This is a genomic window from Aquimarina brevivitae (genome assembly GCF_004216895.1).
GTDB classification, from domain to species: domain Bacteria; phylum Bacteroidota; class Bacteroidia; order Flavobacteriales; family Flavobacteriaceae; genus Aquimarina; species Aquimarina brevivitae.
This window is the reverse complement of sequence record NZ_SGXE01000004.1, coordinates 67,339-93,363: the sequence shown is the minus strand read 5'-3', so window position 1 is coordinate 93,363 and position 26,025 is coordinate 67,339. Positions and strand designations below refer to the sequence as shown.

The 26,025-nt window shown below is 36.7% G+C and carries 22 protein-coding genes and 1 riboswitch; of the genes, 17 read left to right on the top strand and 5 right to left on the bottom strand.

All coding sequences use genetic code 11. From position 1 onward, the window contains the following. Nucleotides 1-12 precede the first annotated feature (12 nt). The 6 genes from EV197_RS13905 to EV197_RS13880 all read left to right on the top strand — a co-directional run bounded on the left by EV197_RS13905 (nucleotide 13) and on the right by EV197_RS13880 (nucleotide 6,318). The gene (locus EV197_RS13905) at nucleotides 13-1,260 is read left to right on the top strand and encodes a sulfate adenylyltransferase subunit 1 (protein ID WP_130287401.1); all 1,248 of its coding nucleotides are present in this window, start codon (nucleotides 13-15) and stop codon (nucleotides 1,258-1,260) included. Between the two features lie 96 nt (nucleotides 1,261-1,356). Then, nucleotides 1,357-3,450 carry a HEPN domain-containing protein gene (locus tag EV197_RS13900; protein ID WP_130287400.1) on the top strand — a complete coding sequence of 698 codons (2,094 nt, stop codon included), beginning with the start codon at nucleotides 1,357-1,359 and terminating at the stop codon, nucleotides 3,448-3,450. Nucleotides 3,451-3,480: 30 nt separating this feature from the next. Further along, nucleotides 3,481-4,263, top strand: coding sequence for a uroporphyrinogen-III C-methyltransferase (gene cobA, locus EV197_RS13895; RefSeq protein WP_130287399.1), 783 nt, complete (start codon nucleotides 3,481-3,483; stop codon nucleotides 4,261-4,263). 8 nt (nucleotides 4,264-4,271) lie between these two features. Further along, nucleotides 4,272-4,868: a precorrin-2 dehydrogenase/sirohydrochlorin ferrochelatase family protein gene (locus EV197_RS13890; RefSeq protein ID WP_130287398.1), complete on the top strand. Its 597-nt coding sequence runs from the start codon at nucleotides 4,272-4,274 to the stop codon at nucleotides 4,866-4,868. Next, entirely contained in the window at nucleotides 4,861-5,916 is a 1,056-nt protein-coding gene (locus tag EV197_RS13885; protein WP_130287397.1) for an NAD(P)/FAD-dependent oxidoreductase, read from the top strand. The genes EV197_RS13890 and EV197_RS13885 overlap by 8 nt, the downstream gene beginning before the upstream one ends. Before the next feature lie 81 nt (nucleotides 5,917-5,997). Beyond that, nucleotides 5,998-6,318 carry a 2Fe-2S iron-sulfur cluster-binding protein gene (locus EV197_RS13880; RefSeq protein ID WP_130287491.1) on the top strand — a complete coding sequence of 107 codons (321 nt, stop codon included), beginning with the start codon at nucleotides 5,998-6,000 and terminating at the stop codon, nucleotides 6,316-6,318. A gap of 1 nt (nucleotide 6,319) precedes the next feature. On the opposite strand, the gene EV197_RS13875 is transcribed toward EV197_RS13880, so the two are convergent. Beyond that, nucleotides 6,320-7,006: a hypothetical protein gene (locus EV197_RS13875; RefSeq protein ID WP_130287396.1), complete on the bottom strand. Its 687-nt coding sequence runs from the start codon at nucleotides 7,004-7,006 to the stop codon at nucleotides 6,320-6,322. Nucleotides 7,007-7,213: 207 nt separating this feature from the next. After that, a riboswitch (SAM riboswitch) is annotated at nucleotides 7,214-7,341 on the top strand. Between the two features lie 86 nt (nucleotides 7,342-7,427). Between EV197_RS13875 and EV197_RS13870 the strand changes: the two genes are divergently transcribed. The 3 genes from EV197_RS13870 to metF are packed head-to-tail and all read left to right on the top strand — an operon-like array spanning nucleotide 7,428 to nucleotide 12,122. Beyond that, nucleotides 7,428-8,441 carry a homocysteine S-methyltransferase family protein gene (locus tag EV197_RS13870; protein ID WP_130287395.1) on the top strand — a complete coding sequence of 338 codons (1,014 nt, stop codon included), beginning with the start codon at nucleotides 7,428-7,430 and terminating at the stop codon, nucleotides 8,439-8,441. Then, the gene (metH, locus tag EV197_RS13865; protein WP_130287394.1) at nucleotides 8,438-11,131 is read left to right on the top strand and encodes a methionine synthase; all 2,694 of its coding nucleotides are present in this window, start codon (nucleotides 8,438-8,440) and stop codon (nucleotides 11,129-11,131) included. Before EV197_RS13870 ends, metH begins: the two co-directional genes overlap by 4 nt. A gap of 37 nt (nucleotides 11,132-11,168) precedes the next feature. Continuing rightward, nucleotides 11,169-12,122: a methylenetetrahydrofolate reductase [NAD(P)H] gene (gene metF, locus EV197_RS13860; RefSeq protein WP_130287393.1), complete on the top strand. Its 954-nt coding sequence runs from the start codon at nucleotides 11,169-11,171 to the stop codon at nucleotides 12,120-12,122. A 58-nt stretch (nucleotides 12,123-12,180) separates the two neighbouring features. Here the strand turns inward: metF and EV197_RS13855 are convergent, their stop codons facing one another. Then, nucleotides 12,181-15,138, bottom strand: a complete 2,958-nt coding sequence (locus EV197_RS13855; protein ID WP_130287392.1) for a G8 domain-containing protein — start codon at nucleotides 15,136-15,138, stop codon at nucleotides 12,181-12,183. A 17-nt stretch (nucleotides 15,139-15,155) separates the two neighbouring features. Next, complete coding sequence (locus tag EV197_RS13850; protein WP_130287391.1) at nucleotides 15,156-15,575, bottom strand: T9SS type A sorting domain-containing protein; 420 nt, start codon at nucleotides 15,573-15,575, stop codon at nucleotides 15,156-15,158. Between the two features lie 281 nt (nucleotides 15,576-15,856). Here EV197_RS13850 and EV197_RS13845 point away from each other — a divergent pair, with 281 nt between their 5' ends. Both EV197_RS13845 and EV197_RS13840 read left to right on the top strand, forming a co-directional pair. Further along, the gene (locus EV197_RS13845; protein WP_130287390.1) at nucleotides 15,857-16,954 is read left to right on the top strand and encodes an acyloxyacyl hydrolase; all 1,098 of its coding nucleotides are present in this window, start codon (nucleotides 15,857-15,859) and stop codon (nucleotides 16,952-16,954) included. Continuing rightward, a complete protein-coding gene (locus EV197_RS13840; protein ID WP_130287389.1) occupies nucleotides 16,951-17,697 on the top strand; it encodes a head GIN domain-containing protein in 747 nt (248 codons plus the stop codon). The genes EV197_RS13845 and EV197_RS13840 overlap by 4 nt, the downstream gene beginning before the upstream one ends. 4 nt (nucleotides 17,698-17,701) lie before the next feature. On the opposite strand, the gene gldA is transcribed toward EV197_RS13840, so the two are convergent. Both gldA and EV197_RS13830 read right to left on the bottom strand, forming a co-directional pair. Continuing rightward, the gene (gene gldA, locus EV197_RS13835) at nucleotides 17,702-18,598 is read right to left on the bottom strand and encodes a gliding motility-associated ABC transporter ATP-binding subunit GldA (RefSeq protein ID WP_130287388.1); all 897 of its coding nucleotides are present in this window, start codon (nucleotides 18,596-18,598) and stop codon (nucleotides 17,702-17,704) included. 70 nt (nucleotides 18,599-18,668) lie between these two features. Further along, entirely contained in the window at nucleotides 18,669-19,130 is a 462-nt protein-coding gene (locus EV197_RS13830) for an Lrp/AsnC family transcriptional regulator (RefSeq protein WP_130287387.1), read from the bottom strand. Between the two features lie 172 nt (nucleotides 19,131-19,302). On the opposite strand from EV197_RS13830, the gene EV197_RS13825 reads away from it, so the two are divergent. The 6 genes from EV197_RS13825 to EV197_RS13800 all read left to right on the top strand — a co-directional run bounded on the left by EV197_RS13825 (nucleotide 19,303) and on the right by EV197_RS13800 (nucleotide 25,993). Next, a complete protein-coding gene (locus tag EV197_RS13825; protein ID WP_130287386.1) occupies nucleotides 19,303-20,277 on the top strand; it encodes an NAD-dependent epimerase/dehydratase family protein in 975 nt (324 codons plus the stop codon). A 49-nt stretch (nucleotides 20,278-20,326) separates the two neighbouring features. Further along, entirely contained in the window at nucleotides 20,327-21,517 is a 1,191-nt protein-coding gene (gene kbl / locus EV197_RS13820) for a glycine C-acetyltransferase (protein ID WP_130287385.1), read from the top strand. Between the two features lie 547 nt (nucleotides 21,518-22,064). Next, the gene (locus tag EV197_RS13815) at nucleotides 22,065-22,886 is read left to right on the top strand and encodes a prephenate dehydratase (RefSeq protein ID WP_130287490.1); all 822 of its coding nucleotides are present in this window, start codon (nucleotides 22,065-22,067) and stop codon (nucleotides 22,884-22,886) included. Further along, nucleotides 22,883-24,040 carry a pyridoxal phosphate-dependent aminotransferase gene (locus EV197_RS13810; protein WP_130287384.1) on the top strand — a complete coding sequence of 386 codons (1,158 nt, stop codon included), beginning with the start codon at nucleotides 22,883-22,885 and terminating at the stop codon, nucleotides 24,038-24,040. Before EV197_RS13815 ends, EV197_RS13810 begins: the two co-directional genes overlap by 4 nt. Next, on the top strand, nucleotides 24,037-24,885 hold the full coding sequence (locus tag EV197_RS13805; protein WP_130287383.1) for a prephenate dehydrogenase: 849 nt from the start codon (nucleotides 24,037-24,039) through the stop codon (nucleotides 24,883-24,885). The genes EV197_RS13810 and EV197_RS13805 overlap by 4 nt, the downstream gene beginning before the upstream one ends. Nucleotides 24,886-24,910: 25 nt before the next feature. Then, nucleotides 24,911-25,993 (top strand): bifunctional 3-deoxy-7-phosphoheptulonate synthase/chorismate mutase type II, encoded by a 1,083-nt coding sequence (locus EV197_RS13800; protein ID WP_130287382.1) that lies wholly within the window; start codon nucleotides 24,911-24,913, stop codon nucleotides 25,991-25,993. The last annotated feature ends 32 nt before the right edge of the window (nucleotides 25,994-26,025 follow it).

Sequence of the window (26,025 nt, the reverse complement as noted above, 5' to 3'; positions counted from 1 at the left end):
AAAAAAACTAAGATGCAAGTATTAAAAATAGCAACAGCAGGTAGCGTAGATGACGGTAAGAGTACATTGATAGGTAGATTATTATACGACACCCAATCATTAACCACGGATAAATTACAGGCAATTGAAGCCAAAAGTAAAGCTAATGGATTCGATTATTTAGACTTTTCTTTGGCCACGGATGGGTTAGTTGCTGAGCGAGAGCAAGGGATTACAATTGATGTAGCCCATATTTATTTTTCAACCGGAAAAAAGAGCTATATCATTGCTGATACTCCAGGTCACGTAGAGTACACCAGGAATATGGTTACCGGAGCCTCAACTTCTCAAGCTTCAATAATTTTGGTAGATGCCAGAAAAGGTGTTGTAGAACAAACCTATCGACACTTTTTCATTAACAACCTATTGCGAGTAAAAGATGTTATTGTGGCCGTAAATAAGATGGACTTGGTGGATTATGCTAAAGATAATTTTGAAAAAGTAAAAGCAGATTTTCAAAATTTAATTGATAAAAGTGATTATCAGGACCAGCATATCACTTTTATACCCGTTAGTGCGCTTAATGGAGATAATGTGGTTGAAAATTCAAATAATATGTCTTGGTATAAAGGCCAAACACTTCTAGATCATTTAGAAGCTCTGGATGCACAGGATGTATACGAAAAGGCACAAGCAAGATTTCCTGTACAAACGGTTATTCGTCCAAAAAAAGATGAATATCATGATTTTAGAGGGTACGCAGGTAAATTGTATGGAGGTGAACTTTCAGTTGGAGATCAGGTGACTATTTTGCCTTCTATGACTAGTTCCACAATCAAGGAAATATTTTTCTTTGATCAAAAATTTGATGCCGCAGGAAGAGGAAGCTCTTGTACGATTACCCTAACGGATGAAGTAAATATTAGTCGGGGTGATATGATCGTTAAATCAAATGAAATTCCTAAGGTTGATAAGCAACTTACCGCTACGGTTTGTTGGATGGACAATAAAAACCTTAATCCAGGAACTAAATACTTTATCCAAAGCGGTAGTACTAGAGTATTAGCTAAGGTTAATGAAATTTTTAGCAGTGTAGCTACAGATTTTACTGGGGAAGATACTTCAAAAAATAGCTTGGCCCTTAATGAAATTGGTAAAGTTCAAATTCAACTCAGTAAACCATTAGCCTTTGATGAATATAGCAATAACAAAGCTTCAGGATCTTTTATATTAATTGATTCACAAACGAATACCACTTCGGGAGTAGGTTTTATCGCATAGTTTTATTTAGAAAAATCACCTTGATGTAGTGCCTGAAAATTACTACACAAAAGTCATAACTATATCCTTTTTTGAAGGAATCAAACCGCAACAAAAATGCAAAGTTTTAGAACAGAAATAGAAAATCCGGTTGTTGAGAAAGACATTATTGAACTGGCCAATAAAATAGAACTGTTTCACAACGGAAAGATAGATGAAGAGAAGTTCCGCAGTCTTCGTCTTGCTCGGGGAGTTTATGGTCAGCGACAACAAGGGGTACAAATGATTCGAATTAAACTGCCGTATGGTAAAGTGAAGTCGAACCAGTTAAAACGTATTGCTGATGTTGCGGATGAGTATTCTACGGGTAGATTACATATTACCACAAGACAGGATATTCAGATCCATTATGTGAGCCTGGATCGAACTCCAGAACTATGGGCGCAGCTTGAAAAGGATGATGTAACCTTACGAGAAGCTTGTGGTAATACGGTTCGAAACGTAACGGCCTCTGAAACCGCAGGTATTGATCCAAACGAGCCGTTTGATGTATCACCCTATGCAGATGCCGTCTTTTCTTATTTTCTAAGAAATCCAATTTGTCAGGAAATGGGTAGAAAGTTTAAAGTTTCCTTTTCTGGAACAGATCAGGATACTGGATTATCCTATATGCACGATCTTGGCTTTATAGCTAAAATCAACAATGGAGTTAGAGGTTTTAAAGTAATGTTAGGTGGCGGATTAGGTTCTCAACCGAGACATGCAGATGAGCTGTATTCATTTTTACCTTCAGAAAAAATAATTCCGTTAATGGAAGGTGTATTACGAATATTTGATCGACACGGTGAGCGAAAAAGTAGAGCCAAAGCCCGAATGAAATTTTTGATTAAAGATATTGGCGTTGAAGCATTTAAAAAATTAGTAGAAGAAGAGCAAACCGCGATACCGCATCAAACTATAGAAATTGATGCTGTAGGCTATAAAGCTGCAATTCCTGTACAAACAGATAGCGTTCCTGAAGTTGCTGTAGAAAATGAGAAGGCTTTTGAATTATGGAAAAAAAACAACGTAATCCCTCAAAAACAACCTGGATATGTTGCCATAGGTATCAAAGTTTTACTCGGAGATTTTTATACAGATAAAGCACGACTATTAGCAGACTTGGTGGAGAACTATGCCGCTGGTGAAATTAGGTTGTCGCTTAGACAAAACATTTTGATTCCTTTTGTGAACCAAGATTTACTTCCGTTGTTTTACCAGGAACTTCAAAAATTAGGATTTGTTGATCCAGGTTACAATAAAGCTATTGATATTACGGCCTGTCCGGGAACTGATACCTGTAATTTGGGTATCGCCAGTAGTACTGGTATCGCAGCAGAATTGGAAAGAATTCTCAAAGCCGAATACCCTCAATACTTGGATAAGGATGATCTAGTAATCAAAATAAGTGGTTGTATGAATGCTTGCGGACAGCATAGTATGGCTAATATTGGTTTTCAGGGCATGTCAATCCGCACCAAGGATAAACTGGTTGCTCCTGCCTTGCAGGTACTTTTGGGTGGTGGTAATTTAGGAAATGGTAAAGGTCAATTTGCGGACAAGGTGGTAAAAATTCCAAGTAAACGTGGACCTGAAGCTTTGAGAAGAATTCTAAATGATTTTGAAGCGAATGCGGAGGATAAAACCTTTATGAAGTATTATCAGGATAAAGGTCAAATGTATTTTTATGAATTGCTAACTGACCTTTCTTCAGTAGATAATTTAACACCTGACGATTTTATTGATTGGGGAAATGAAGAAAAGTATGTTAAAGCTATTGGTGTAGGGGAGTGTGCAGGTGTTGTTATTGATCTTGTGGCTACTTTATTTTTAGAAAGTGAAGAGAAAATAGATAATGCAAAGGCTTCATTTGCTAATAAAGTGTATTCAGATGCAATTTACCACGCATATAGTGCATTGATAAACTCTGCAAAAGCACTATTGATCGCAGAAAATATAAAAACAAACACTCACGCTGGTATTGTTTCTCAATTTGATGAAGTTTTTGTCACTTCTGGTAAAGTAACATTAAAGGAATCCTTTGCTTCAAAAGTTTATGAAATGAAGAAAAATCCTCCTACTGAGGAGTTTGCTTTAAGATACATAGAGACAGCCTCCAAATTTTTGGAGCAGGTACAGCACTATAGAATGGCTGAGGTAGAAAATGGATAACTGGTCCAAACATAGAAAAACAAATAAGTGATGATTGCACAAAAAACACCCAGGCTAACAGTAGTTGGGGCAGGTCCTGGAGATCCTGATTTAATTACCTTAAAAGCCATTAAAGCATTACAAACTGCTGATGTAGTATTGTACGATGCCTTAATTAATAGAGAATTATTAGCATATGCCTCGGACGCAGAACATATTTTTGTCGGCAAGCGAAAAGGTTGTTATAGCTATCAGCAGGAGCAGATAAATGAACTCATCGTTGCAAGAGCCTATTCTCACGGTCATGTAGTTCGACTCAAAGGCGGAGACCCTTTTATATTTGGTCGCGGGGCTGAAGAGATGGATTACGCTAGCAGGCATAATGTAGCTGCAGCAATGGTACCTGGTATTTCTTCTGCATTAGCCGTACCAGCCTATCGCGGTATCCCACTGTCTAAACGTGGATCTTCAGAAAGTTTCTGGGTGATTACAGGAACCACCAAGGATCATCAATTGTCCCAGGATGTGTATCTCGCAGCGCAATCTAATGCTACTGTGGTAATTTTGATGGGTATGGGTAAGCTCAATAAAATAGTTCGTATCTTTGCTGACCAAAATAAAAACGAGCTGCCGGTAGCCGTGATTCAGAATGGAACGACTGAAAATGAACGGTTTGGTATAGGTACGGTAGATACGATTTTGTCGATAGTCGAAGAAAATAATCTTAAAGCACCAGCGATTATTGTTATTGGAGAAGTTGTTAAACAACGAACAGTGGTGGCTGATATTTTGGAACATTATAAGGAAGAAATTGTATCTTCTGAAGTTAGATGAGAAAGAATATGGAAGAGAGAAACAATTTATATCCTATTTTTTTAAAAGTAAAAAATTTAGAAGTTCTTATAGTTGGTGGTGGTAATGTAGCAGAGGAGAAATTAACTTTTTTGCTAAAGTCGAGTCCAGATGCTAATGTGACCATGGTAGCTCCAATGTACCGACCGAATACAGTAGCATTGGCAAAAAAATTCGGGATTACCATGGTAACGAAAAAGTATCATAGGCGTTATTTGAAAAAGAAGCATATTGTTATTGCTACAACAGATCAACCCGTGGTAAACGAAAAAGTTTATCACGATTGTAGGAAAAGAAGTATCTTAGTCAATGTAGCTGATAATCCTCCGTATTGCGATTTTTACATGGGTGGTATTGTGACTAAGGGTAATGTTAAGGTGGCCATTTCGACTAATGGTAAATCTCCTACAACAGCGAAAAGACTAAGACAGTTTTTTGAAGAAGTTATTCCAGATAATATTGATGATCTGGTCAAAAACTTAAATGAATATAGAAAGACAATAAAAGGTGATTTTGAACAAAAAGTGGAGACGCTTAATGAATTCACCAAAGGATTAATAGAGAAAAAAGAAGTGGAACATGATTAAGACGGATATTTTAATTATCGGAGCTGGACCAACAGGTTTATTCACTGTTTTTGAGGCAGGATTATTAAAACTTAAAACACATTTAATAGATGCATTGCCACAGCCCGGAGGGCAGTGTGCAGAAATTTATCCTAAAAAACCTATATATGATATTCCTGGTTTTCCTGAGATTATGGCAGGCCAGTTAGTGGACAATTTAATGGAACAAATCAAACCGTTTAGCCCAGGGTTCACCCTTGGCGAACGTGCTGAAACTATTGAAAAGCTTGAAGATGACACCTTTTTAGTAACCACAAACAAAGGAACTAAGCACAATGCTCCTGTAGTTGCTATAGCCGGAGGATTAGGATCTTTTGAGCCCCGGAAACCTCCTATTCCTAACATCCAGGATTTTGAAGATAAAGGAGTCGCCTACATTATCCGAGATCCTGAAGTGTATCGCGATAAAAAAGTGGTTATTGCAGGAGGCGGAGATTCAGCGCTGGATTGGACGATTTTTTTAGCCGAAGTGGCAAGCGAGGTGACATTGGTACACCGAAGAAATGAGTTTAGAGGTGCTTTAGATTCCGTTGAAAGAGTTGCGGAATTATCCAAACTTGGTAAAGTAAACTTAATTACTGAGGCGGAGGTTAAAGAGCTAAAGGGAGAAGATCATGTAACAGGCGTAGGGATACATCATAAGACCAAAGGTGAAATGCATTTAGCTACGGATCATTTTATTCCACTTTTTGGATTGTCTCCAAAATTAGGACCTATAGCGAATTGGGGATTAGAGATTGAAAAAAATGCGATCAAAGTTAATAACGCTTACGACTACCAAACCAATATACCAGGTATTTACGCTATAGGTGATGTGAATACCTATCCCGGTAAGTTAAAGTTGATTCTTTCAGGTTTTCACGAAGCGGCCATTATGTGCCAAAGTGCTTATCAACGTATATTTCCGGATAAGAAATATGTAATGAAGTATACCACAGTAGGTGGTGTTCAAGGTTTTGATGGAACAAAGAAGGAAGCCAAAAAAGAAGTGGTTAAGGCTATTAACTAGAACGATAAAGTTTATATATACCCCGCAATACGTACCAAACTTTAGGTATATTTGCGGGGATTTTTTATAAAAGAAGCACGCATGTCCGATGTAACTATAAAAATTAAAGATAGAGAAGGAGTGGTCCACGAGGTACAAGCCCCTACTGATATGAATATGAATCTTATGGAAGTTTGTAAGGCGTATGAACTCCCTGTTGAAGGTACGTGCGGAGGTATGGCTATGTGTGCATCTTGTCAGTGCTACATTATTTCTGATCATCAATTACCAGAAATGAGCGATGATGAAGATTTAATGTTAGCCGAAGCTTTTTATGTAGAGGATAACAGCCGATTAGGCTGTCAAATTCCTATTACAGAAGAATTAGATGGACTTGAAGTTGAATTAGCTCCAGAGTCTTAAACTACCATCGGTAAACGAATTTGAGATCCAGACTAAGGGCTATCCCTAAATCATTTCCAGCCGCTCTTCTATAATCGGAAATAAAACTCAAAAGAGATTCTTCTACGACGTCACTTCTTGGGTTTTGAATGTTGGTAAAAGAAACCTCACTGTTTCTAATCCCAGCCCCTACTTTAGTTACGAAACCAAGATGATCCGAAATAGGAAATATGACACCATAATTAAAGGTCATTGCGTACTTTATTCGTTCATAATCAGCGCTGTCAAAACGTGTTACATTATTTGGATCTTCACCAAAATAGCTGTTTGTAAAGGTATCCTTATGGTATATGTAGGATAAATCAAGACCGATGAAATATTTAGCTTTTCTGTTGCTTTTTAGGAAATATTGTATTTCCGGGGATATTTCTATGCTAAAATAATTATCCTCTATACTAGGTCCTTCTGTAGCTAGTCCTATACTTGTTGCCTTATCTCCCATACCAAAATCCAATCCAAGCACTATTTTTTCTGAAAATCTTCTATAATAACCAATGGTCCACCTTGGAGCATAACTAAAAGTAGGTTGTAGAAGGTCAAATGTTAAGTAATTATTAGACACATTGGGGACTTCTTTTTCTTGTGCTATGTTACTATTTATAGTAAGCATTAAAACAATTAAAAGGGCTATCTTTTTTAAAATCATCATTAAAATATTAAGGTTGATGTAAATTCAATTAAGTAATTAAAGCGATACAACTAAAATTATTATATTATTTAGCTATATGACGACTTAACACGAGAAAACACGTAAGATTACTTTAAGTTTTTTACTATTTTTTTGCATAACACTAGTCTATGTCATTTCTTTGTGTAATATTAGTAAATGTTATTTACTAAGTTCTTATAAAAAAATGTGTTATCAAGAAAGGTGGAGGGACTAGACCCTTAGAAGCCTTAGCAACCCTTAATGAAACGGTTTCAATACTTAGTTTTTTAAGAAGGTGCTACATTCTATCTCTAACCATAGAGAACAGATAATATAAACTGAAGTCTCGCACTTTCCTTATATTCTTTCTTGATAGCTTTTAATATGGGTACATACCCAAAGCTAATATGTATATACAGCAATGAAGAAAGATGATTTACAACATATCTTAAAACATAGAATCTTAATCTTGGATGGTGCCATGGGTACTATGCTACAACAGTATAACTTTACTGAAGACGATTTTAGGGGTGAACGATTTAAGGATTGGCCTGTTCCGCTTCAAGGAAATAATGACTTGTTAAGCTTAACGCAGCCTAAAGCAATTAAAGAGATACATCGTAAATATCTTGAAGCGGGTGCAGATATCATAGAAACCAATACATTTTCTGGAACAACCATTGCCATGGCGGATTATCAAATGGAAGATTTGGTGTATGAGCTCAACTATCAATCTGCAAAGATAGCTAAAGAAGTAGCTGATGAATTTACTGCTAACGAACCAAAAAAACCTCGATTTGTCGCGGGTTCAATCGGCCCTACTAATAAGACGGCCAGTATGTCTCCAGACGTTAATGATCCTGGATATCGAGCTATAAGCTTTGAAGCACTTAAAGTTGCGTATAAGCAGCAAGTAGAAGCGCTTTTAGATGGAGGAGTAGATATCTTGTTAGTCGAAACTGTATTTGATACTTTAAATGCAAAAGCAGCTTTATTTGCTATCGAAGAAGTCAAGGAAGAACGGAATGTGGCTGTACCGGTTATGGTTAGCGGAACGATTACGGATGCAAGTGGCAGAACCTTATCGGGTCAAACTGCTGAAGCCTTTTTAATTTCTATTTCTCACGTACCTTTACTATCCGTAGGGTTAAACTGTGCCTTAGGAGCAAGCCAATTAACGCCTTATCTGCACGTTTTGGCACGCAAATCAAATTTTGCAATATCTGCACACCCTAATGCAGGCTTGCCCAATGCTTTTGGGGAATATGATCAAACTCCAGATCAAATGACATCTCAAATCAAAGAATATCTCGATAAAAAGTTGATCAATATTGTTGGAGGCTGTTGTGGAACTACTCCAGAGCATATTAGGGCTATAGCAGATATGGTAAAGGACTATAAACCTAGAACTACTTCAAAAGAAGTAATTATATGAGCACTACAGAAGCTAGATATATGAAACTTTCAGGACTGGAACCACTGGTCATTACACCAGAGTCTAATTTTGTAAATGTTGGTGAACGTACTAATGTGGCGGGGTCACGTAGATTTCTTCGATTAATTAAAGAAGATAAATATGAAGAAGCCCTTTCCATAGCAAGAGAGCAGGTAGAAGGAGGTGCTCAGATCATTGATATAAATATGGATGATGGACTCATCGATGGTAAAGAGGCTATGGTTAAATTCTTGAATTTGGTGGTTTCAGAACCTGATATTGCCAGAGTACCAATAATGATCGATAGTTCCAAATGGGAAATTATTGAAGCAGGATTACAGGTGGTACAGGGAAAATGTGTCGTAAATTCTATTAGTTTGAAGGAGGGTGAAGAAACCTTTGTGAATCAAGCTAAAGCGATTAAACGATACGGAGCAGCTGTCATAGTTATGGCTTTTGATGAAATCGGACAAGCAGATAATTATGATAGAAGGATTGAAATTGCAAAAAGATCATATGATATTTTAGTTAACCGGGTTCATTTTCCTCCAGAGGATATCATATTTGATTTGAATATATTCCCAGTGGCTACTGGGATGGAAGAGCATAGAAGAAATGCAGTAGATTTTATTGAAGCGACCCGATGGGTACGACAAAACTTGCCTTATTGTAGTGTTAGTGGCGGAGTGAGTAACGTATCATTCTCCTTCAGGGGAAATAATGTAGTTAGAGAGGCAATGCACTCTGTTTTTCTGTATCACGCCATAAAAGCGGGAATGAATATTGGGATTGTAAACCCAACCATGCTCGAGGTGTATGATGATATCCCTAAAGACTTATTAGCACATGTTGAAGATGTGGTTTTAGATAGAAGACCCGATGCAACTGAGCGATTATTGGATTTCGCAGAAACTGTAAAAGGTACAGCTAAGGAAAAAGTAGTAGATCTTTCTTGGAGAGAGGACAGTCTGCAAGAGCGTATCACCAGAGCTTTAGTTAAAGGAATCGATCAGTATATTCTTGAGGATATTGAAGAAGCACGAAAAAGCGTATCGAAACCCATTGAGGTTATAGAAGGTCATTTAATGACAGGAATGAATGTAGTAGGAGACTTATTTGGTTCTGGTAAAATGTTTTTGCCACAAGTAGTAAAATCGGCTAGGGTGATGAAAAAGGCAGTAGCCTATTTGCTGCCTTTTATTGAAGAACACAAAAAGAAGATGCCGCAATCAGACCAAGGGAATGGTACTGCAGGCAAAGTTCTAATTGCTACTGTTAAAGGGGATGTACACGATATTGGTAAAAATATAGTCTCCGTTGTCCTAGCTTGCAACAATTATGAAATAATCGACCTGGGTGTAATGGTACCGCCTGAAAAAATTATAGAAACAGCGATAAAAGAACAAGTAGATATAATAGGTCTTAGTGGATTGATTACGCCTTCTTTGGATGAAATGGTGTTTTTAGCAAAGGAAATGGAGCGAAAAAACTTAAAAATTCCATTACTTATTGGTGGCGCCACTACATCCAAAGCACATACTGCAGTAAAAATTGATCCAGAGTATAAAAATGCTGTGGTCCACGTTAACGATGCATCAAGGGCAGTGACAGTTGTTGGAGACCTTTTGAATAAAGCAAATAGTCAAAAATATAGTAGCGATCTAAAACAAGAATATGATAAATTCAGAGATGGATTCTTAAAAAGAACTAAGAAAAAAGAATACTTATCGATTGAGGAAGCTAGAGCCAATAAATTTACAATTGATTGGTCTAAAGCAGAAATCCATAAACCCACTACCTTGGGTATTCAGGTTATAGAAGAGCAAAACCTGGAAGATTTACTCGCTTATATCGACTGGACTCCTTTTTTCAGGTCTTGGGACTTACACGGTAAATATCCTGAAATTTTACACGATAGTGTAGTAGGAGAACAGGCTTCTGAATTATTTAGGGATGCCCAGATTTTATTGAAAAGGGTGATCCAAGAAAAATTGCTAACAGCCAAAGCAGTGTATGGTTTATTTGAGGCGAATACCATTAATGATGATGATATAGAAGTAAGGTATGAAGGTGATCAAACGGTTTTTAGGACACTTCGGCAGCAATTAAAAAAATATCAAGGAAAGCCGAATATTGCTTTAGCTGATTTTATTGCTCCCAAAGAGAAAAAGATAAAGGATTATATCGGATGCTTCTGTGTTACGGCTGGTTTTGGAACAAAAGCGCTTGCGAATCAATTTGAAGCTGCTAACGATGATTATAATGCGATTATGATCAAGGCTCTAGCAGACCGATTAGCTGAAGCTTTTGCTGAGTTTTTGCATCAAAAGGTGCGTACAAAAGATTGGGGCTATGCATCAAAAGAGACGCTTACCAACGAACAATTGATCAAAGAAGAATACAAAGGCATTCGTCCGGCTCCTGGGTATCCAGCTTGTCCGGATCATCTCGAAAAAGTAACCCTTTGGGATCTGCTCCAAGTGGAGGATAATATTGGCGTAACCTTGACCGAAAGTTTGGCGATGTGGCCAGCCGCTTCCGTATCAGGCTATTATTTTGCTAATCCTGAGGCTAGATATTTTGGGTTGGGTAAAATTAAAGAAGATCAGGTAAAGGATTTTGCGAAACGTAAAGGAATCACTTATGAGTATGCTTCAAAATGGTTGAGACCGAATATAGCAGACCATTAATCACGAAAAAAGACATTAAACATATTAAACCAATTGCATGAAAGTAACCGATCATATTGAGCAAGCTAAAGGCAAAACACTTTTTTCATTTGAATTAATTCCTCCTCAAAAAGGCCGAAGCATAAAGGAGTTATACGATAATATAGATCCTTTAATGGAATTTAAACCGCCTTTTATTGATGTCACCACCTCTAGAGAAGAATATATCTATATCGATCGGGATGGCTTGTTAGATAAAAAATTAACTCGTATGCGGCCGGGTACCGTTGGGATTTGCGCTTCCATAAAACATAAATATGAGGTAGATACCATACCTCACGTATTATGTGGTGGTTTTACCAAAGAAGAAACGGAATACTTGTTGGTAGATTGCCACTATTTAGGAATCCAAAATGTGATGGCACTTCGCGGAGACGCTATGAAAGAGGAAAAATACTTTACACCAACTAAAGGTGGGCACGCCTACGCTAATGAATTGGTACAACAGATTACCAATATGAATAAAGGCCAATTTCTACATGAAGTAATTGAGACTGATAACAAGTCTGATTTTTGTATTGGAGTTGCTGGATATCCAGAGAAACATATGGAGGCTCCTTCTATGGATTCGGATATTCGTAGATTAAAAGAAAAAGTGGCAGCAGGAGCTGATTATGTGGTTACTCAAATGTTTTTTGATAACAAAAAATATTTTGACTTTGTTACCAGAGCAAAAAAGGCAGGAATCACTGTACCGATTATTCCTGGTATTAAGCCCATCGCAATTAAGCGTCATTTACAATTGTTGCCTCAGGTATTTAAATTAGATATACCAGATGAATTGGTAAAGGCGGTTGAGAGTTGTAAAAACAACAAAGAAGTCCGTCAAGTAGGTATCGAGTTCGCGATTCAACAGTCAAAAGAATTGATGGAATTTGGAGCTCCGGTTCTACACTATTATTCTATGGGTAAATCCGATAATATTAAAAAGATAGCAGCCGCTATCTTTTGATAAAGCAAAAAAACGCACGACCTAGTTAGGATCGTGCTCTTAAGAAGTTAAGTATAAATTAGTTGGTGTTTTCTCTTATTTGAATTGAAAATTGCTGATAAACCGAGTCTTCCCAAAAGTCCATATCTGTAAGTACTGCATTTACACGACCTCCCTTTACTTTTAACCAAACCTTATCATTAGGTTTGTCTTGCCAAAAGGCTTCGGTATTGGAGTTAACTACTTCGCTAAAACTAGATACCTGTTGGTATTCGTGTATAATGTCATTGTCAACATGTTGGCGAGAAGCGACGACTTCGGCATCTTTATCTCCTGTATATTCTACAGCAATTACAACTTCATCTTCTTCAGATAGGAAGTTGGTTACACTTCCTATTTTAATATAAAAAGGTTCATCCAGATCAGGATAATTTACTTCATAAATACCTCCTTTTTGGGCTGCAAAATCTTTCATATGCTGAAGTAAATCACTTTGGTTTTGGTAAAGTGTAAATTGATCTATTTGATTAAGGTTATCATCATATCGGGTAAATACCATGGTAGTTCGATTGTCGGTTGTTCCATTTATAGCATTAATTATCGTATCATCAAATCCGTAGAATGGACCAGCTACACTAACACCTTGATATCCTTCTGGATTATTGTTTTGCGTATAGGTTTGATGACCATAGGTATAAAAAGGCCTGTCAAAGACCAAGTAATTATTTTCTGGTCCCCAGAAACCCTTGGGATCCCATAAAGCACCGGCAAGATTAAAATGAGGTTGATCTGGGTCAACTCTGTTTAAACCCCAGCCTTCTGCTGCCGAAAGCTTCAAACCAGGATGACTATTAATCAAGCGATTTCCATTAGTGAGCCAATGCCCTTTTTCAACAGGTCTTAAGTAGTAATCGAAGGTAGAAAAGCTTCCAGATTCCTCACCAAGTGTAGCAGGAAAATTTATGATTTGGTTGCCTTGTAAACTAAAGGTATGATGATAACTGGCAAAAGCTGCAGGTGTGGGCTTGTTGTTATGATTAGAGGCATTCATTCCGTGATTTTCACTTCGTCCTATTATCAAGCCGCCTATGATTAAACCATTTTCACCAGATCCTGAAAAAAACTTATTGTAATTGTCTGCTGCAGTGATTTCTATGGCATTGAGATAGCTCGCTCGCTCCCATATCCCACGAGTTTTCCATATTTTTAAGCCTTTGATATCAAAACGTTGCCAGGTGGTTCTTGGCCATACATTGTTTCTTCCTGTAGCATCAGAGATATAATCTTTAAATCCGCTATCCCCAGTATTACCATCTTCGTCAATTTCTGGATTGTCATTATGAAAACCGTGACCATTAACGGTATGTACTGTGTTGTTTTCAAAAACTCCAAAAGGCATTCTTCGGGGATTCATAATTAATCCATCTTCATATTGCGCCTGTGAGGAACTGCCAAATGGATGTGCAGGAAATGCTAACCAGTACCCAGCACCTTCAATGTCAGCAATATGATTGTTGATAGTAGTGTTATCAGGGTTACTTATCCAAAAACCAGAGGAGCCTCGAGCGTGTCCTCTTAATTCATGATTTTTCAATGCAAACTCAGGCAAAGGATTTCTCACTTTTAATACAAGATTGCCATCAAAAACGGTTCTTCTCTCGGCTGCATCTTCGGTGAATATCGCGTGACCTTTGACATCGAAAACTATATTATTCTTAATAAGCAATCCATTGGTACCATGAACAACTACGCCTCGATTGGCAGAGGTGTTTATCGTAGAATTTTTTAAGTATTGTCCGGTAGCATCCTCAAGGGTTTGAGAACCGCTATAGCTCAGCATGTGCCAATGTACAGGATACCTACGAAGTCTACCACGCTGTCCTGCTCTTTTGATTTCAATACCTTCTATATAGGCACTTGCATCGTGACCCACCATAATATGCGCTCCAAACCTTTCATTTTGCCATAGCGCATCATCAGGTGATTGTATGACGATATTTCGGGTTAAATTTCCAATAGGAGCTCGTTCATCTAGTACGGTTGGGTTGGTAGGTTGTAACCCATAAAGAAAATCCCCCGTTTGGGCTGGCATAGAGTGTCCTGGGGATAAACTGATTCCATCGGCAGTGGCGTACTGCAGCATACCCCAATGAAAACTTTGCAAGGGACTATTCAAGCTTATTTGATTACCATTGACAGCGGCGATAGAAAAACGCTGTGTTATTGAATTTCCATCATCTGCTTCATAATAATCTGTTGGTCCAATTACAATTTCGTCCCCTACACTCCAATCTACGTTCTCTGCCAAGGTTAGTTGAGTTGCACCATCAGTAGCGTGGGCATTTAACTTGGTCCAAGTTACTGTTGGTGATTGGCCATGTAAGTTCAATACCCCTCCATTAGCGACAATGATGCCGCGAGTACCCATGTGCTGCATGATATTGGTATCAGTATTGGTGTCATTTAAAGTTATAATCGCTTTATTTGCAAAAGGCTCACTTTCGGTTCCAACGATAAGACTTCCGCCGTTTATAAATACATAACCACTAGTTAGTGTTACATCTTGATCTTCAAATTTAAGTCCTCCACGTATAGTTAATGAAGCTAAATCTGGGGTGTCTTCATCGAGATAGATGAACTTATCTTCAGGGATAACCACAACATCTCCGGCTTGAGGTTTTCCATCTGTCCCCCAGGTATTAGGGTCTGACCAATATAGTTTATCTGAGCTTGGAGATTCCACCGTTATCAGTTCAGAAAAGATAGCTTCTGAACACTCGGTATCTGTAATTTTAGCTCTAAAGTAAACGGGCAAATTGTTTAGGGTAACCGTAATATTCATGGCATCTCCCTGTGCTAAGTCGCTCCATTCTTGATTATTGGTAGAAGTCTGCCATTGTATGTCTTGATTGCTTTCTAATTGACTAGCTCTTAATTCAATGGTTTCATTAGTGCCTGCAGTAATGTTTTGTTGAGCGGTGATATAGGTGCTAAAAAGTATAAGCCCCATATATAAGCAAGATTGTAAAGGTTTCATAAGTAAAGTAGGTTTGGTTAGTCAATAATAAGTTTATAAACAGCCGTGTTCTTTTCGTGTTTAAATTTTACTAAATACATTCCTATACTTAACTTGGTTAAACTAAGTGAGGGATTGTTTTTGTAAACGGTTTGTTGCTGTACAACTTTACCTGTTAAACTTACTACAGATACTTCAACTTTATCAAAATTGGCTGGAAATTGAATGATACCTTGTTTGTTTTCTAGAGGGTTAGGCCAAACTCTAAATCCCTCAATACCGGTAGGAGTGTCAACGGATAATAAGCAACCTGTTACGTTAGTGTTCACAGTAACGACGTGATCTGCGACTAGTACAGTTTTTTGGGTTGGTGTTTTGGATGATTTTTCTTTTTCTTTGGCTTGTACACTCAATACCATCAATAGCCCTAGGATAGGGAATAGTTTTTTGTAAGTCATTATTCTTACGATTTGGGTTAATAAAAAAACTAATTGATTTAACAGCGCTCTTCAGCGTTGCTTTTTGGGTATAGCGGAAATAAAAAAGGAATTGGTCTCATAAGTGGAATTGAGACACCTTATAATTAATAAATTGATTTTTCCCTTTAAGTATTCAAAGATAGTATAAAAAAATAAAACCTTGCAAATTAAGTGTCAACTTCAGTTTGTACACAGTTACCCTAGGATAATTCTTTTTGCTTTTCTATATGATGTTTTAAATCTATTGTTACTTTTGCCCGATGATAAAGAGAGTACTGTTCTTTTTAATGATTTGCTCCGGGTTTTTGTTTGCGCAAGAACCGAAGTCTGCTTTAACATTAGACGTACATAATTTCTACGGAACCATACTAAAGCATAATCCAGATATTACACATTTAATAACAGGGCATCCCTCTGGTTTAATTGTAGCCGCTCAACGAAAAACCTATGGTGAAAAAGAATGGCAACGCTTATATAACTACCCAGATTATGGAGCTTCTTTTATTTATAATGATTTAGATAATGAGTTTTTAGGTAGTGCTGCAGGACTTTATCTACATTATAATTTTTATTTTTTTAACCGGAACTTATTGTTTAGAGTGGGGCAGGGTATAGCGTATACAGCTACACCTTACCATATTGATGATAATTTTAGAAATATAGCTCACGGATCTCATTTGCTTAGTAGTACTTATTTCTTGTTAAATTATAAAAGAAGTAATCTGATTGATCGTTTCGGACTACAGGCAGGATTGGGTGTGGTTCATTATTCTAATGCAAATTTTAAAGCACCTAATAAAAGCACCAACACATTTATTTTTAATGCTGGTATTACCTATAGTTTAGAAGCGCAGTCGGATCAGAATTATATAGCTAAAGAAACGGGGTTAGTCAAAGGGGCAGAGCCTATGGGTTTTGGATTTTTAGTTCGAAGCGGTATTAATGAAAGTGATGTGGTAGGCTCTGGTCAATTACCTTTTTTGACGTTAACAGCTTTTGCTGATAAACGCTTGAATAAAAAAAGTGCTATTCAGATTGGTGCTGAACTTTTCTTTTCAAAAGCTTTGGAGCGCTATATTGATTTCCGTGCTACAGGGAGATTTAATGATGGAACTACAGGCGATGAGGACGCAAAACGTGCCGGTGCATTTATCGGTCACGAACTTAGAATTAATAAACTTTCTATACTCACTCAGTTAGGGTATTATTTTTACTATCCCTACGATTTTGAAGGGAATGTGTATAACCGAATGGGTTTGCAATATTATATTTCAAAAAATCTGATAGGAGGAGTATCTGTTAGATCACATGCCGCAAAGGCTGAAGCCGTAGAATTTTCAATAGGATATCGATTATGAGAAAGCTAAGTTATGTATTAATTGTACTTATGTTTTTAAGTTGTGATAATGAAAATGCTCCGGATTGTTTTCAGCGTACAGGTGATGTAGTGCGACGAGAAGTTTCTGTACCAAATTTTACCAGGATTTTGGTAAAACCAAATGTAGAAATGGTTTTAAAACAAGCAGATGAAACCTCTGTAATTATTGAAAGTGGCGCAAATTTAATTGATGAAGTAATAGCAACTGTAGTGGACGGACGATTGATCTTAGAAAATACAAATGACTGTAATTTGGTAAGAGATTTTAATCAGACTACAATTTTTGTTACCGCACCTAATATTACAGCAATTCGAAGTGCTACACAATTTGATATATCATCAGACGGGGTTTTGTCTTATTCCAATTTAAATTTGGCTTCCGAAGATTTTAATGAAGATGCTGGGTATACCACTGGTACGTTTAATCTATACGTAAATTGTCAAAAGATAAATGTAGTTGGCAATAACATTGCCTCCTTTTTCATAAGAGGAAATGTTGATGAATTATCTGTTGGCTTTTTTTCAGGTACGGGTCGTTTTGAAGGAGCTGAACTAAGCGCGCAAGAGGTCAGGGTTTTTCATCGAGGGAGCAACAAAATCATTGTAAACCCTTTACAAGCTATCAGAGGAGAAATCCGAAGTACAGGAGATGTTATAGCAGTTAATCGCCCTGAAGTTATAGAAGTTGAAGAATTTTTTACGGGTAGGCTTCGGTTTGAGTAAAAGGCTATGAATTAGTCAATTCCATAAAAAGACTTTCCAGATTCTTATTCTTTCGGCTGAGCTGTAATATTTTCAATTGGTTGTCATGAGCAAAATCAAATACTAAAGGTCGCATATCTGTATTTGTGTCAAAGGTAATATGGTAAACAAATCCACTTACATTAACAACCTCCTTGGCATTCTTTAAGCGCAACAAAAATGCTTCTTCCACCCGATAATCAAACTCCACCTCTATGATTTGAGCTGTGTTTTCCATTAGATCTTTTAGGTTTTTATCAGCAACAATATTTCCTTTATTTATAACGATTACTCGCTCGCAAATTGCTTCTACTTCTTGCAAGATATGGGTAGATAAAAAGACAGTTTTGGTTTTTCCTACTTGTGTAATTAAATCTCTAATTTCTAAAATTTGCTTTGGATCTAAACCTGTAGTAGGTTCGTCTAAAATTAATACCTCAGGATCGTGCAATAAGGCTGCGGCTAAACCAACCCGTTGTCGATACCCTTTAGATAGTTGATCAATCTTTTTATTCGCTTCAGGTGTCAACTTGGTTAGCTCGATTACCTCTTCAATGCGTTCTTTAGTAACTGCAAATACACTTCCACAAAATGCAAGGTACTCTCGCACGTACATCTCTACGTATAATGGATTATGTTCTGGCAGATAACCGATACGGCGCTGAACTTCTATGGGTTCGGTAGTGACGTTGTACCCCGCAACATTAGCGTTTCCTTCAGTAGGCTTAAGGTAGGTGGTCAATATTTTCATTAACGTTGATTTTCCTGCTCCGTTGGGCCCCAGAAAACCTACAATCTCACCTCTTTCAATGGCAAATGAAATACCATCCAATGCTTTTTGATCCTTATAGCTTTTAATAATGCTGGAAACTTTAATGGACATAAAAATTTTTTTCAAAAATAAGGAAATACCCTTAGTTACCTAAACATAAACGATTAGTAATTATTGTAGGTTATATATAAAAAGCTGAGGTGTGTTTAATTTCTTTTAAGACAAAGGCACTATTCAAAACACCTATATTTTCGATTTTAGACAGTTTCGTTTTTACAAATTCGTGATACCCTTCTAAACTTTTCGTATGAATTTTTAAAATAAAATCTACCTGGCCGGCCATATGATAACATTCCTGTACTTCATCAAGTGCTTGAATTTGTTCTTCAAATTTTTCGATAAAAGCTTCATTATGATAGCGCATGGATACTTGGCATATAGTGGTTACTGAACGGTCAATTAATTTTTTATCCAAGATAGCCACATATTTTTGTATGACCCCTTGCTTTTCTAATCTACGAATGCGATCATAAACTGGAGAAATTGTTAGGTTAAGAATCTTAGCGATTTCCTTGGCCGTCTTTTTAGAATCTTTTTGTAAAATTCTTAAAATAGTTCTGTCGATTTGGTCTAATTGCTCCATAAGAAAAAGAATTACTTCAAAATTGAAATGGGTTAAATGTATGCCGTAAAAATAATGGATATATTCTCTTTATTCAATAATATTTACTGCAGTAATCGTGTTTAACATTTTTTAGCATAATAAAACCGTAATTTTGCCCGTAATAAACACGAAGTGTAATTAAAATCGGAATATGGACACGAAAATTTTGGTTATTGGCGCTAATGGTCAATTAGGTTCGGTATTAATACCAGAGCTACGAAAGAAATATGGAGAAGCAAATGTTATAGCCTCTGATTTACAAAAACCGAAACAATCCACTGGATTATTTGAAGTCATTGACGCTACGGATCAAAACAAAATAGACGATGTAGTTAAAGCACATAAGGTTAACCAGATTTATCATTTAGCAGCTATTCTATCTGCGAAAGGGGAACAGAATCCGCTACAAACTTGGGATATTAATATGAAAACATTTTTTAATGTTTTAGAAGTATCTCGTTTGAATAATGTGCAAAAAGTATTTTACCCCAGTTCTATTGCTGTGTTTGGTGATAGAGCAGATCTTAATTGTACTACCGATGAAGCGTACCTTAATCCTGCTACTGTTTATGGAATAAGCAAAGCGGCGGGAGAAAATTGGGGACAATATTACTTCTTAAAATATGGATTAGATGTACGATCTATTCGATATCCTGGAGTTATTGGTTATCAATCGCTACCTGGTGGAGGTACTACCGATTATGCAGTTGACATTTATCATAAAGCTGTAAATGGCGAAGCTTTTGAATGTTTTTTAAAACCCGATGCAGCGTTGCCCATGATATTTATGGAGGATGCTATAAGAGCTACTATTGAACTTATGGAAGCTCCCAAAGAAAATATAACTGTACGAACCTCATATAATTTGGCCGGAGCAAGTTTTGCGCCTCAGGATATGGTCGAAGAAATTCAAAAATTGTATCCAAAATTTGAAGTATCATACGCACCAGACTTTAGGCAGCATATTGCAGAAAAATGGCCTAAAAAGGTTGATGATTCTAATGCAAGAATAGATTGGGGTTGGAAACCTAAGTATGACCTTAAAAGGATAACTTCAGTAATGGTTAGCGAATTGAAAAAACAATACCAGAAAAAATCTGATGATAGCAAAATGCTATTGTTGTAGAATTCCGTAAATTAAAACACACATTTTTAATAAAACTAAATAAAGAAATATGTTTTCTAACATTAAAGCAGATATTCAACAAGAATTAGATGAGATTAGAGAAGCCGGCTTATATAAATCAGAGCGAATTATAACCACACCTCAAGGTGCAGAAATTGATACCACAGCTACTAAAGATGTATTAAACTTTTGTGCTAATAATTACTTAGGTTTATCCTCTCATCCCGATGTCATTGAAGCGGGTAAAGAAGCTATAGATAGCCACGGCTATGGAATGTCATCCGTACGGTTTATATGTGGTACGCAGGATATACATAAAGAGTTAGAACGAAAAACAGCAGAATTCTTGGGTATGGAAGATTGTATCTTGTATGCTGCTGCGTTTGATGCTAATGGTGGATTATTTGAACCGATACTTGGCCCAGAAGATGCTATTATTTCTGATGCTTTAAATCACGCCTCTATTATTGACGGAATTCGATTATGTAAAGCCAAGCGATTTAGGTATGACCATAATAATATGGCAGATCTAGAAGAGAAATTAAAAGAGGCTAAAGGTAGCAGAAGAATACTTATAGTTACGGATGGCTCCTTTTCTATGGATGGAACCATCGCCCAATTGGATAAAATATGTGATCTGGCAGATAAGTATGAAGCTATGGTGATGATTGATGAATGCCATTCTACAGGGTTTTTAGGAAAAACAGGAAGAGGAACGCACGAGTATAAAAATGTAATGGGTAGAGTGGATATCATTACCGGAACTTACGGTAAAGCACTTGGTGGAGCCTCCGGCGGTTTTACTGCAGCCAGAAAAGAGATCGTGGATATGTTGAGACAACGTTCCAGACCATATCTTTTCTCTAATACGCTTGCGCCTTCTATTGTAGGGGCATCAATAAAAGTTTTGAATCTATTAAGTTCCTCTACAGCATTGCGAGACAAATTAGAAGAAAACACCAAATACTTCCGTTCAGAAATGACTAAGGCAGGTTTTGATATTTTACCGGGAGATCATCCTATTGTACCGGTTATGCTTTATGACGCAAAACTAGCTCAGGAATTTGCTACTAAATTACTTGAAGAAGGTATTTATGTTATCGGATTTTTCTATCCAGTGGTGCCTAAAGGAAAAGCAAGGATCAGAGTGCAATTATCCGCTGCACATGATAGAGCACATCTTGAAAAAGCAGTTGCTGCATTTACAAAGATAGGTAAGGAGCTCAATGTAATTAAATAGACATTACTAAAATATAAGTAATACTAAATCCCACTTCATAGCGTGGGATTTGCTTTTTAAGCCTTGTATTCTCACTCTTTTTTAGTGTAACCTCTTCATTTACTATCTTATACAAACGTTTGTTAGTGTTTGAAATAATAAAGACTTACTAGTTAAACGGTGTTTTTAATTATGATAAACCATTAAATCTTCATTTTTTTTGGCAAAATCATTATTATTTAAAGAAATATTGAAAAAGCTATAAAAAGATTTTTAAAATCACCGCTTTTGTCTAACTTAGCCATATTAATAGTAACGACATGAATAACGTATTTACTTGGAACCGATTTTATTTTATCTTCTTTTATTATAAAAGTAGGATCGGGATTGCTATGTAAATACATATTTTAAGATATAAATAGTTGAATCCCGATGCAAATCGGGATTTTTTTTTGACTTTTTTTATAAAAAGAGTTTAGTAGAATAAAGTATAGACAACGCACAAGTGAAACAAGAAAATCAAATACATCGTTTAGAGCAATCAGAATACACATCGACAAATAGGGAGTTGATCGTTGCGATACAAGGAATCAAAGGTTCATATCATCATTGTGTAGCGCAGTCCTTTTTTGGTAAGGATGTTAAGGTCGATGAATGCTTGTCTTTTAGAGATTTGGTGCTTAGTTTAGAAACTGGGAAAAGTACGGATGGCGTAATGGCAATTGAAAATTCAATAGCAGGTTCCATCATACCTAATTATGCTTATATCGACGAACATAATCTGGTGATCAATGGAGAGTTCTTTTTGCCGATTCATCATTGTTTGATGGTGTCCCCAGGCGAAACCTTAGAAACCATACAAGAGGTATGGTCTCATCCGATGGCGTTGCTACAATGCAAAGAGTTTTTAAGAAAATATCCACATATTAAATTAGTAGAAACCTCGGATACAGCAGCGGTAGCAAAACAAATACAGCAGCAAAAACTGAAGGGTATTGCTGCTATAGCTGGTAAACCAGCTGCAGCTATTTATGGTTTGGATATCATCGCTTCAGATATACAGACAATTACCTCAAATACCACGCGCTTTTTTATGTTAAGTAAACATAAGTTAAACCATCATACCGACACTATAAATAAGGCTTCTTTAAAGTTTTTAACGGATCATAAAAGGGGTAGTTTGGCGACAGTTTTAAATGTAATGAGTGATTGTAAATTGAATCTAACCAAAATTCAGTCCTTACCAGTTATTGATAAGCCCTGGAAGTATGCCTTCTTTGTTGATGTTACTTTCGATAGCTATCAGGATTTTGGTAAAGCACTATCGATTTTAGAAATTATGGCGTTGGAACTAAAAGTTCTTGGCGAATATAAAAACATGAATCCATGACAATTACAACTGCAAAGCGATTAGAAACGGTTGAAGAATATTACTTTTCTACTAAGCTTAGAGAAGTAAGAGCTCTTATTGCCGCAGGGAAACCGGTTATTAATATGGCGATTGGTAGTCCTGATCTGGAACCACCCGCCGAGGTATTGGAGGCAATGAAAGATGTAATCGGTGATAAGGGTGTACACAAGTACCAGAGTTACCAAGGTGTGCCTGAGTTAAGAAAGGCAATTGCTAATTTTTATACCAAATATTATAATGTGCAGCTCAACCCAGAAACAGAAATACTTCCTTTGATGGGTTCTAAAGAAGGAATCATGCATATTTCTTTAGCGTATTTAAATCCCGGAGATGAAGTATTGGTTCCTGATCCTGGTTATCCTACTTATACTTCGGTTACGAAACTAGTAGGTGCTCATCCGGTATATTATGATTTAAAACCAGCACTTAATTGGGAGCCTGATTTTACTGAATTAGAAAAACGAGACTTATCCAGAGTCAAAATAATGTGGGTCAATTACCCACACATGCCCACAGGAGCAGCAGGAAATAATCAATTGTTTACTAAACTGGTCAATTTTGCCAAGAAACATAATATTTTGTTAGTTAAAGATAACCCCTATAGCTTTATTCTTAATGAATCTCCTGCAAGCATTTTAGCAGTCCCAGGCGCTAAGGAAGTAGCTTTAGAATTAAATTCACTAAGTAAAACATTTAACATGGCGGGTTGGAGAGTTGGTATGGTTAGTGGAGGAAGTAAAATGATTAATGCCATTCTCAAAGTAAAGAGTAATATGGATAGTGGTATGTTTCTAGGCATTCAAAAAGGAGCTATAGCGGCCTTAAAAATGGATAAGAGTTGGTTCAACGAGATTAATACAATTTATAATAAAAGAAGAGATTTAATTTGGGAAATAGCAACCTCATTAGGATGTTCTTTTGATAAAAACGCAAAAGGAATGTTTGTGTGGGCTAAATTACCCGATGGTGAGGATTCCATAGCATATATCGATGGTTTACTTAAGGAGCATCATATTTTTATAGCTCCTGGAGATATATTTGGAGCCAATGGCAAAGGTTATATCCGATTTTCACTTTGTGTAACAGAAGTTGAAATTCAGCAAGCTATGAATCGACTAAAAGTAAGTGTATGAACGTATTTGTAATAGGAATAGGGCATATTGGGGGGTCTATGGCGATAGATATCAAAGCTGCTTTTAACGAGGCAAAGGTGTACGGTATAGATAAAAATGAAGAACATTTAGACAAATCGCTTTCTTTAGGTGTTATAGATGAAAAATCTACATATTCCTCGCTGTCTGAAGCTGATGTGGTAATTATTGCCATACCTGTTGATGTTACGGTTGCTGAATTACCCAAGGTGTTAGATGAGGTTAATGAGCACTGTTTAGTGTTTGATGTTAGTTCTACAAAAGAACAATTATGTAAAGTTGTGAGCAAGCATAAAAATAGAAGAAACTATTTAGCAACACATCCAATCGCCGGAACCGAATTCTCTGGACCTGAAGCTGCTATCGCAAATCTGTTTAGGGATAAAACTAATATTATTTGCGAAGTAGAAAAGACTGCTTTCAAGTTACAGGAAAAGGCCATGAATATATTTAATCGATTAGGTATGCGTATTCGGTATATGGATCCAGAATCTCATGATAAGCATATTGCATACGTTTCACATTTGTCCCATATCAGTTCCTTTATGTTAGGTAAAACAGTAATTGAGAAGGAAAAGAATGAACGTGATATTTTTGATATGGCAGGCAGTGGTTTTGCTTCTACCGTACGATTAGCCAAAAGCTCACCAGCTATGTGGGCCCCAATATTTGAACAGAACAAAGAAAATGTAATTGAATCCTTAGAAGAGTACATAGCAAACTTAACCCAATTTAAAGAGTTGATGGAGCATAATGACTTCTCTAAAATATTTCAAGAAATGAAAGAAACAAATTACATAAAATCAATCTTAAAAGGTATCGCTTAATAAAAACATTTTTGAAGAAAAAAATATGGAAAATAAAAAAGAATTAAGAGGATGGTTAGATAACTATAATTTGGATCATCCTTTAGTAATTGCAGGTCCTTGCAGCGCAGAAACAGAAGACCAAGTACTAACCATAGCGCATCAGCTCAAAAACTCCGATGCTACTGTACTTAGAGCTGGAATTTGGAAACCAAGAACACGACCTGGTAATTTTGAAGGAGTTGGCGCTTTAGGGTTAAAATGGTTGCAACGTGCCAAAGAAGAGACTGGGATGAAAATTGCCACCGAAGTCGCTAATCCCCACCATGTGGAATTAGCGCTGAATCACGGAGTGGATGTGCTTTGGATAGGAGCTAGAAGTACAGTGTCTCCTTTTATAGTTCAGGATATTGCGGATGCGTGCAAAGGAATTGATAATCCAGTATTGATTAAAAATCCAATAAATCCAGATTTATCTCTATGGTTGGGAGCTGTAGAACGTTTCTATACTGCAGATGTAAAAAACTTAGGGGTTATTCATAGAGGTTTTTCTACTTATCAAAAAACAAAGTATCGAAATATCCCAGAATGGCAAATACCTATCGATTTGCAAAATAGATTTCCGGATCTACCATTAATTCTAGACCCTTCGCACATCGCTGGTAGAAGAGATTTAATTTTTGATCTTTCTCAAACCGCATTAGATTTAAATTTTGATGGATTAATTGTCGAAACCCATTATGATCCGGATAATGCATGGAGTGATGCCAAACAACAAATCGAGCCTAAAACCTTAATTCAGTATATGAAAGATTTAAAAATCAGAAAAGAGGTTGGAGACAATGAAGCATACGAAAAGGCATTAAGTGAGTTACGTGCTCAGATTGATGTTATTGACCACAAGTTGATTGATGTATTGTCTAATCGTATGAAGATTTCGGATGAAATTGGTAAGGTAAAAGCAAAACAAAATGTTGCTATACTTCAATCTAAACGCTGGAATGAAATTTTGGGTAAGATGATACTCGAAGGAGAAGAACACGGGTTGAGCGAAGAGTTTATTTTGAGAATTTTTAAAGCGATACACCAAGAATCTATTAACCATCAGAAAAAAGTAGCACGATCATAAAAAAGGCTCCCTTTTGGGAGCCTTTTTTAGTT

What these genes read in the sequence shown, in the direction of transcription:
- EV197_RS13905 (WP_130287401.1), top strand. Translation starts at nt 13, where the DNA reads ATGCAAGTATTAAAAATAGCAACAGCAGGTAGCGTAGATGACGGTAAG.
- EV197_RS13900 (WP_130287400.1), top strand. Translation starts at nt 1,357, where the DNA reads ATGCAAAGTTTTAGAACAGAAATAGAAAATCCGGTTGTTGAGAAAGAC.
- cobA (WP_130287399.1), top strand. Translation starts at nt 3,481, where the DNA reads ATGATTGCACAAAAAACACCCAGGCTAACAGTAGTTGGGGCAGGTCCT.
- EV197_RS13890 (WP_130287398.1), top strand. Translation starts at nt 4,272, where the DNA reads ATGGAAGAGAGAAACAATTTATATCCTATTTTTTTAAAAGTAAAAAAT.
- EV197_RS13885 (WP_130287397.1), top strand. Translation starts at nt 4,861, where the DNA reads ATGATTAAGACGGATATTTTAATTATCGGAGCTGGACCAACAGGTTTA.
- EV197_RS13880 (WP_130287491.1), top strand. Translation starts at nt 5,998, where the DNA reads ATGTCCGATGTAACTATAAAAATTAAAGATAGAGAAGGAGTGGTCCAC.
- EV197_RS13875 (WP_130287396.1), bottom strand. Translation starts at nt 7,006, where the DNA reads ATGATGATTTTAAAAAAGATAGCCCTTTTAATTGTTTTAATGCTTACT.
- EV197_RS13870 (WP_130287395.1), top strand. Translation starts at nt 7,428, where the DNA reads ATGAAGAAAGATGATTTACAACATATCTTAAAACATAGAATCTTAATC.
- metH (WP_130287394.1), top strand. Translation starts at nt 8,438, where the DNA reads ATGAGCACTACAGAAGCTAGATATATGAAACTTTCAGGACTGGAACCA.
- metF (WP_130287393.1), top strand. Translation starts at nt 11,169, where the DNA reads ATGAAAGTAACCGATCATATTGAGCAAGCTAAAGGCAAAACACTTTTT.
- EV197_RS13855 (WP_130287392.1), bottom strand. Translation starts at nt 15,138, where the DNA reads ATGAAACCTTTACAATCTTGCTTATATATGGGGCTTATACTTTTTAGC.
- EV197_RS13850 (WP_130287391.1), bottom strand. Translation starts at nt 15,575, where the DNA reads ATGACTTACAAAAAACTATTCCCTATCCTAGGGCTATTGATGGTATTG.
- EV197_RS13845 (WP_130287390.1), top strand. Translation starts at nt 15,857, where the DNA reads ATGATAAAGAGAGTACTGTTCTTTTTAATGATTTGCTCCGGGTTTTTG.
- EV197_RS13840 (WP_130287389.1), top strand. Translation starts at nt 16,951, where the DNA reads ATGAGAAAGCTAAGTTATGTATTAATTGTACTTATGTTTTTAAGTTGT.
- gldA (WP_130287388.1), bottom strand. Translation starts at nt 18,598, where the DNA reads ATGTCCATTAAAGTTTCCAGCATTATTAAAAGCTATAAGGATCAAAAA.
- EV197_RS13830 (WP_130287387.1), bottom strand. Translation starts at nt 19,130, where the DNA reads ATGGAGCAATTAGACCAAATCGACAGAACTATTTTAAGAATTTTACAA.
- EV197_RS13825 (WP_130287386.1), top strand. Translation starts at nt 19,303, where the DNA reads ATGGACACGAAAATTTTGGTTATTGGCGCTAATGGTCAATTAGGTTCG.
- kbl (WP_130287385.1), top strand. Translation starts at nt 20,327, where the DNA reads ATGTTTTCTAACATTAAAGCAGATATTCAACAAGAATTAGATGAGATT.
- EV197_RS13810 (WP_130287384.1), top strand. Translation starts at nt 22,883, where the DNA reads ATGACAATTACAACTGCAAAGCGATTAGAAACGGTTGAAGAATATTAC.
- EV197_RS13805 (WP_130287383.1), top strand. Translation starts at nt 24,037, where the DNA reads ATGAACGTATTTGTAATAGGAATAGGGCATATTGGGGGGTCTATGGCG.
- EV197_RS13800 (WP_130287382.1), top strand. Translation starts at nt 24,911, where the DNA reads ATGGAAAATAAAAAAGAATTAAGAGGATGGTTAGATAACTATAATTTG.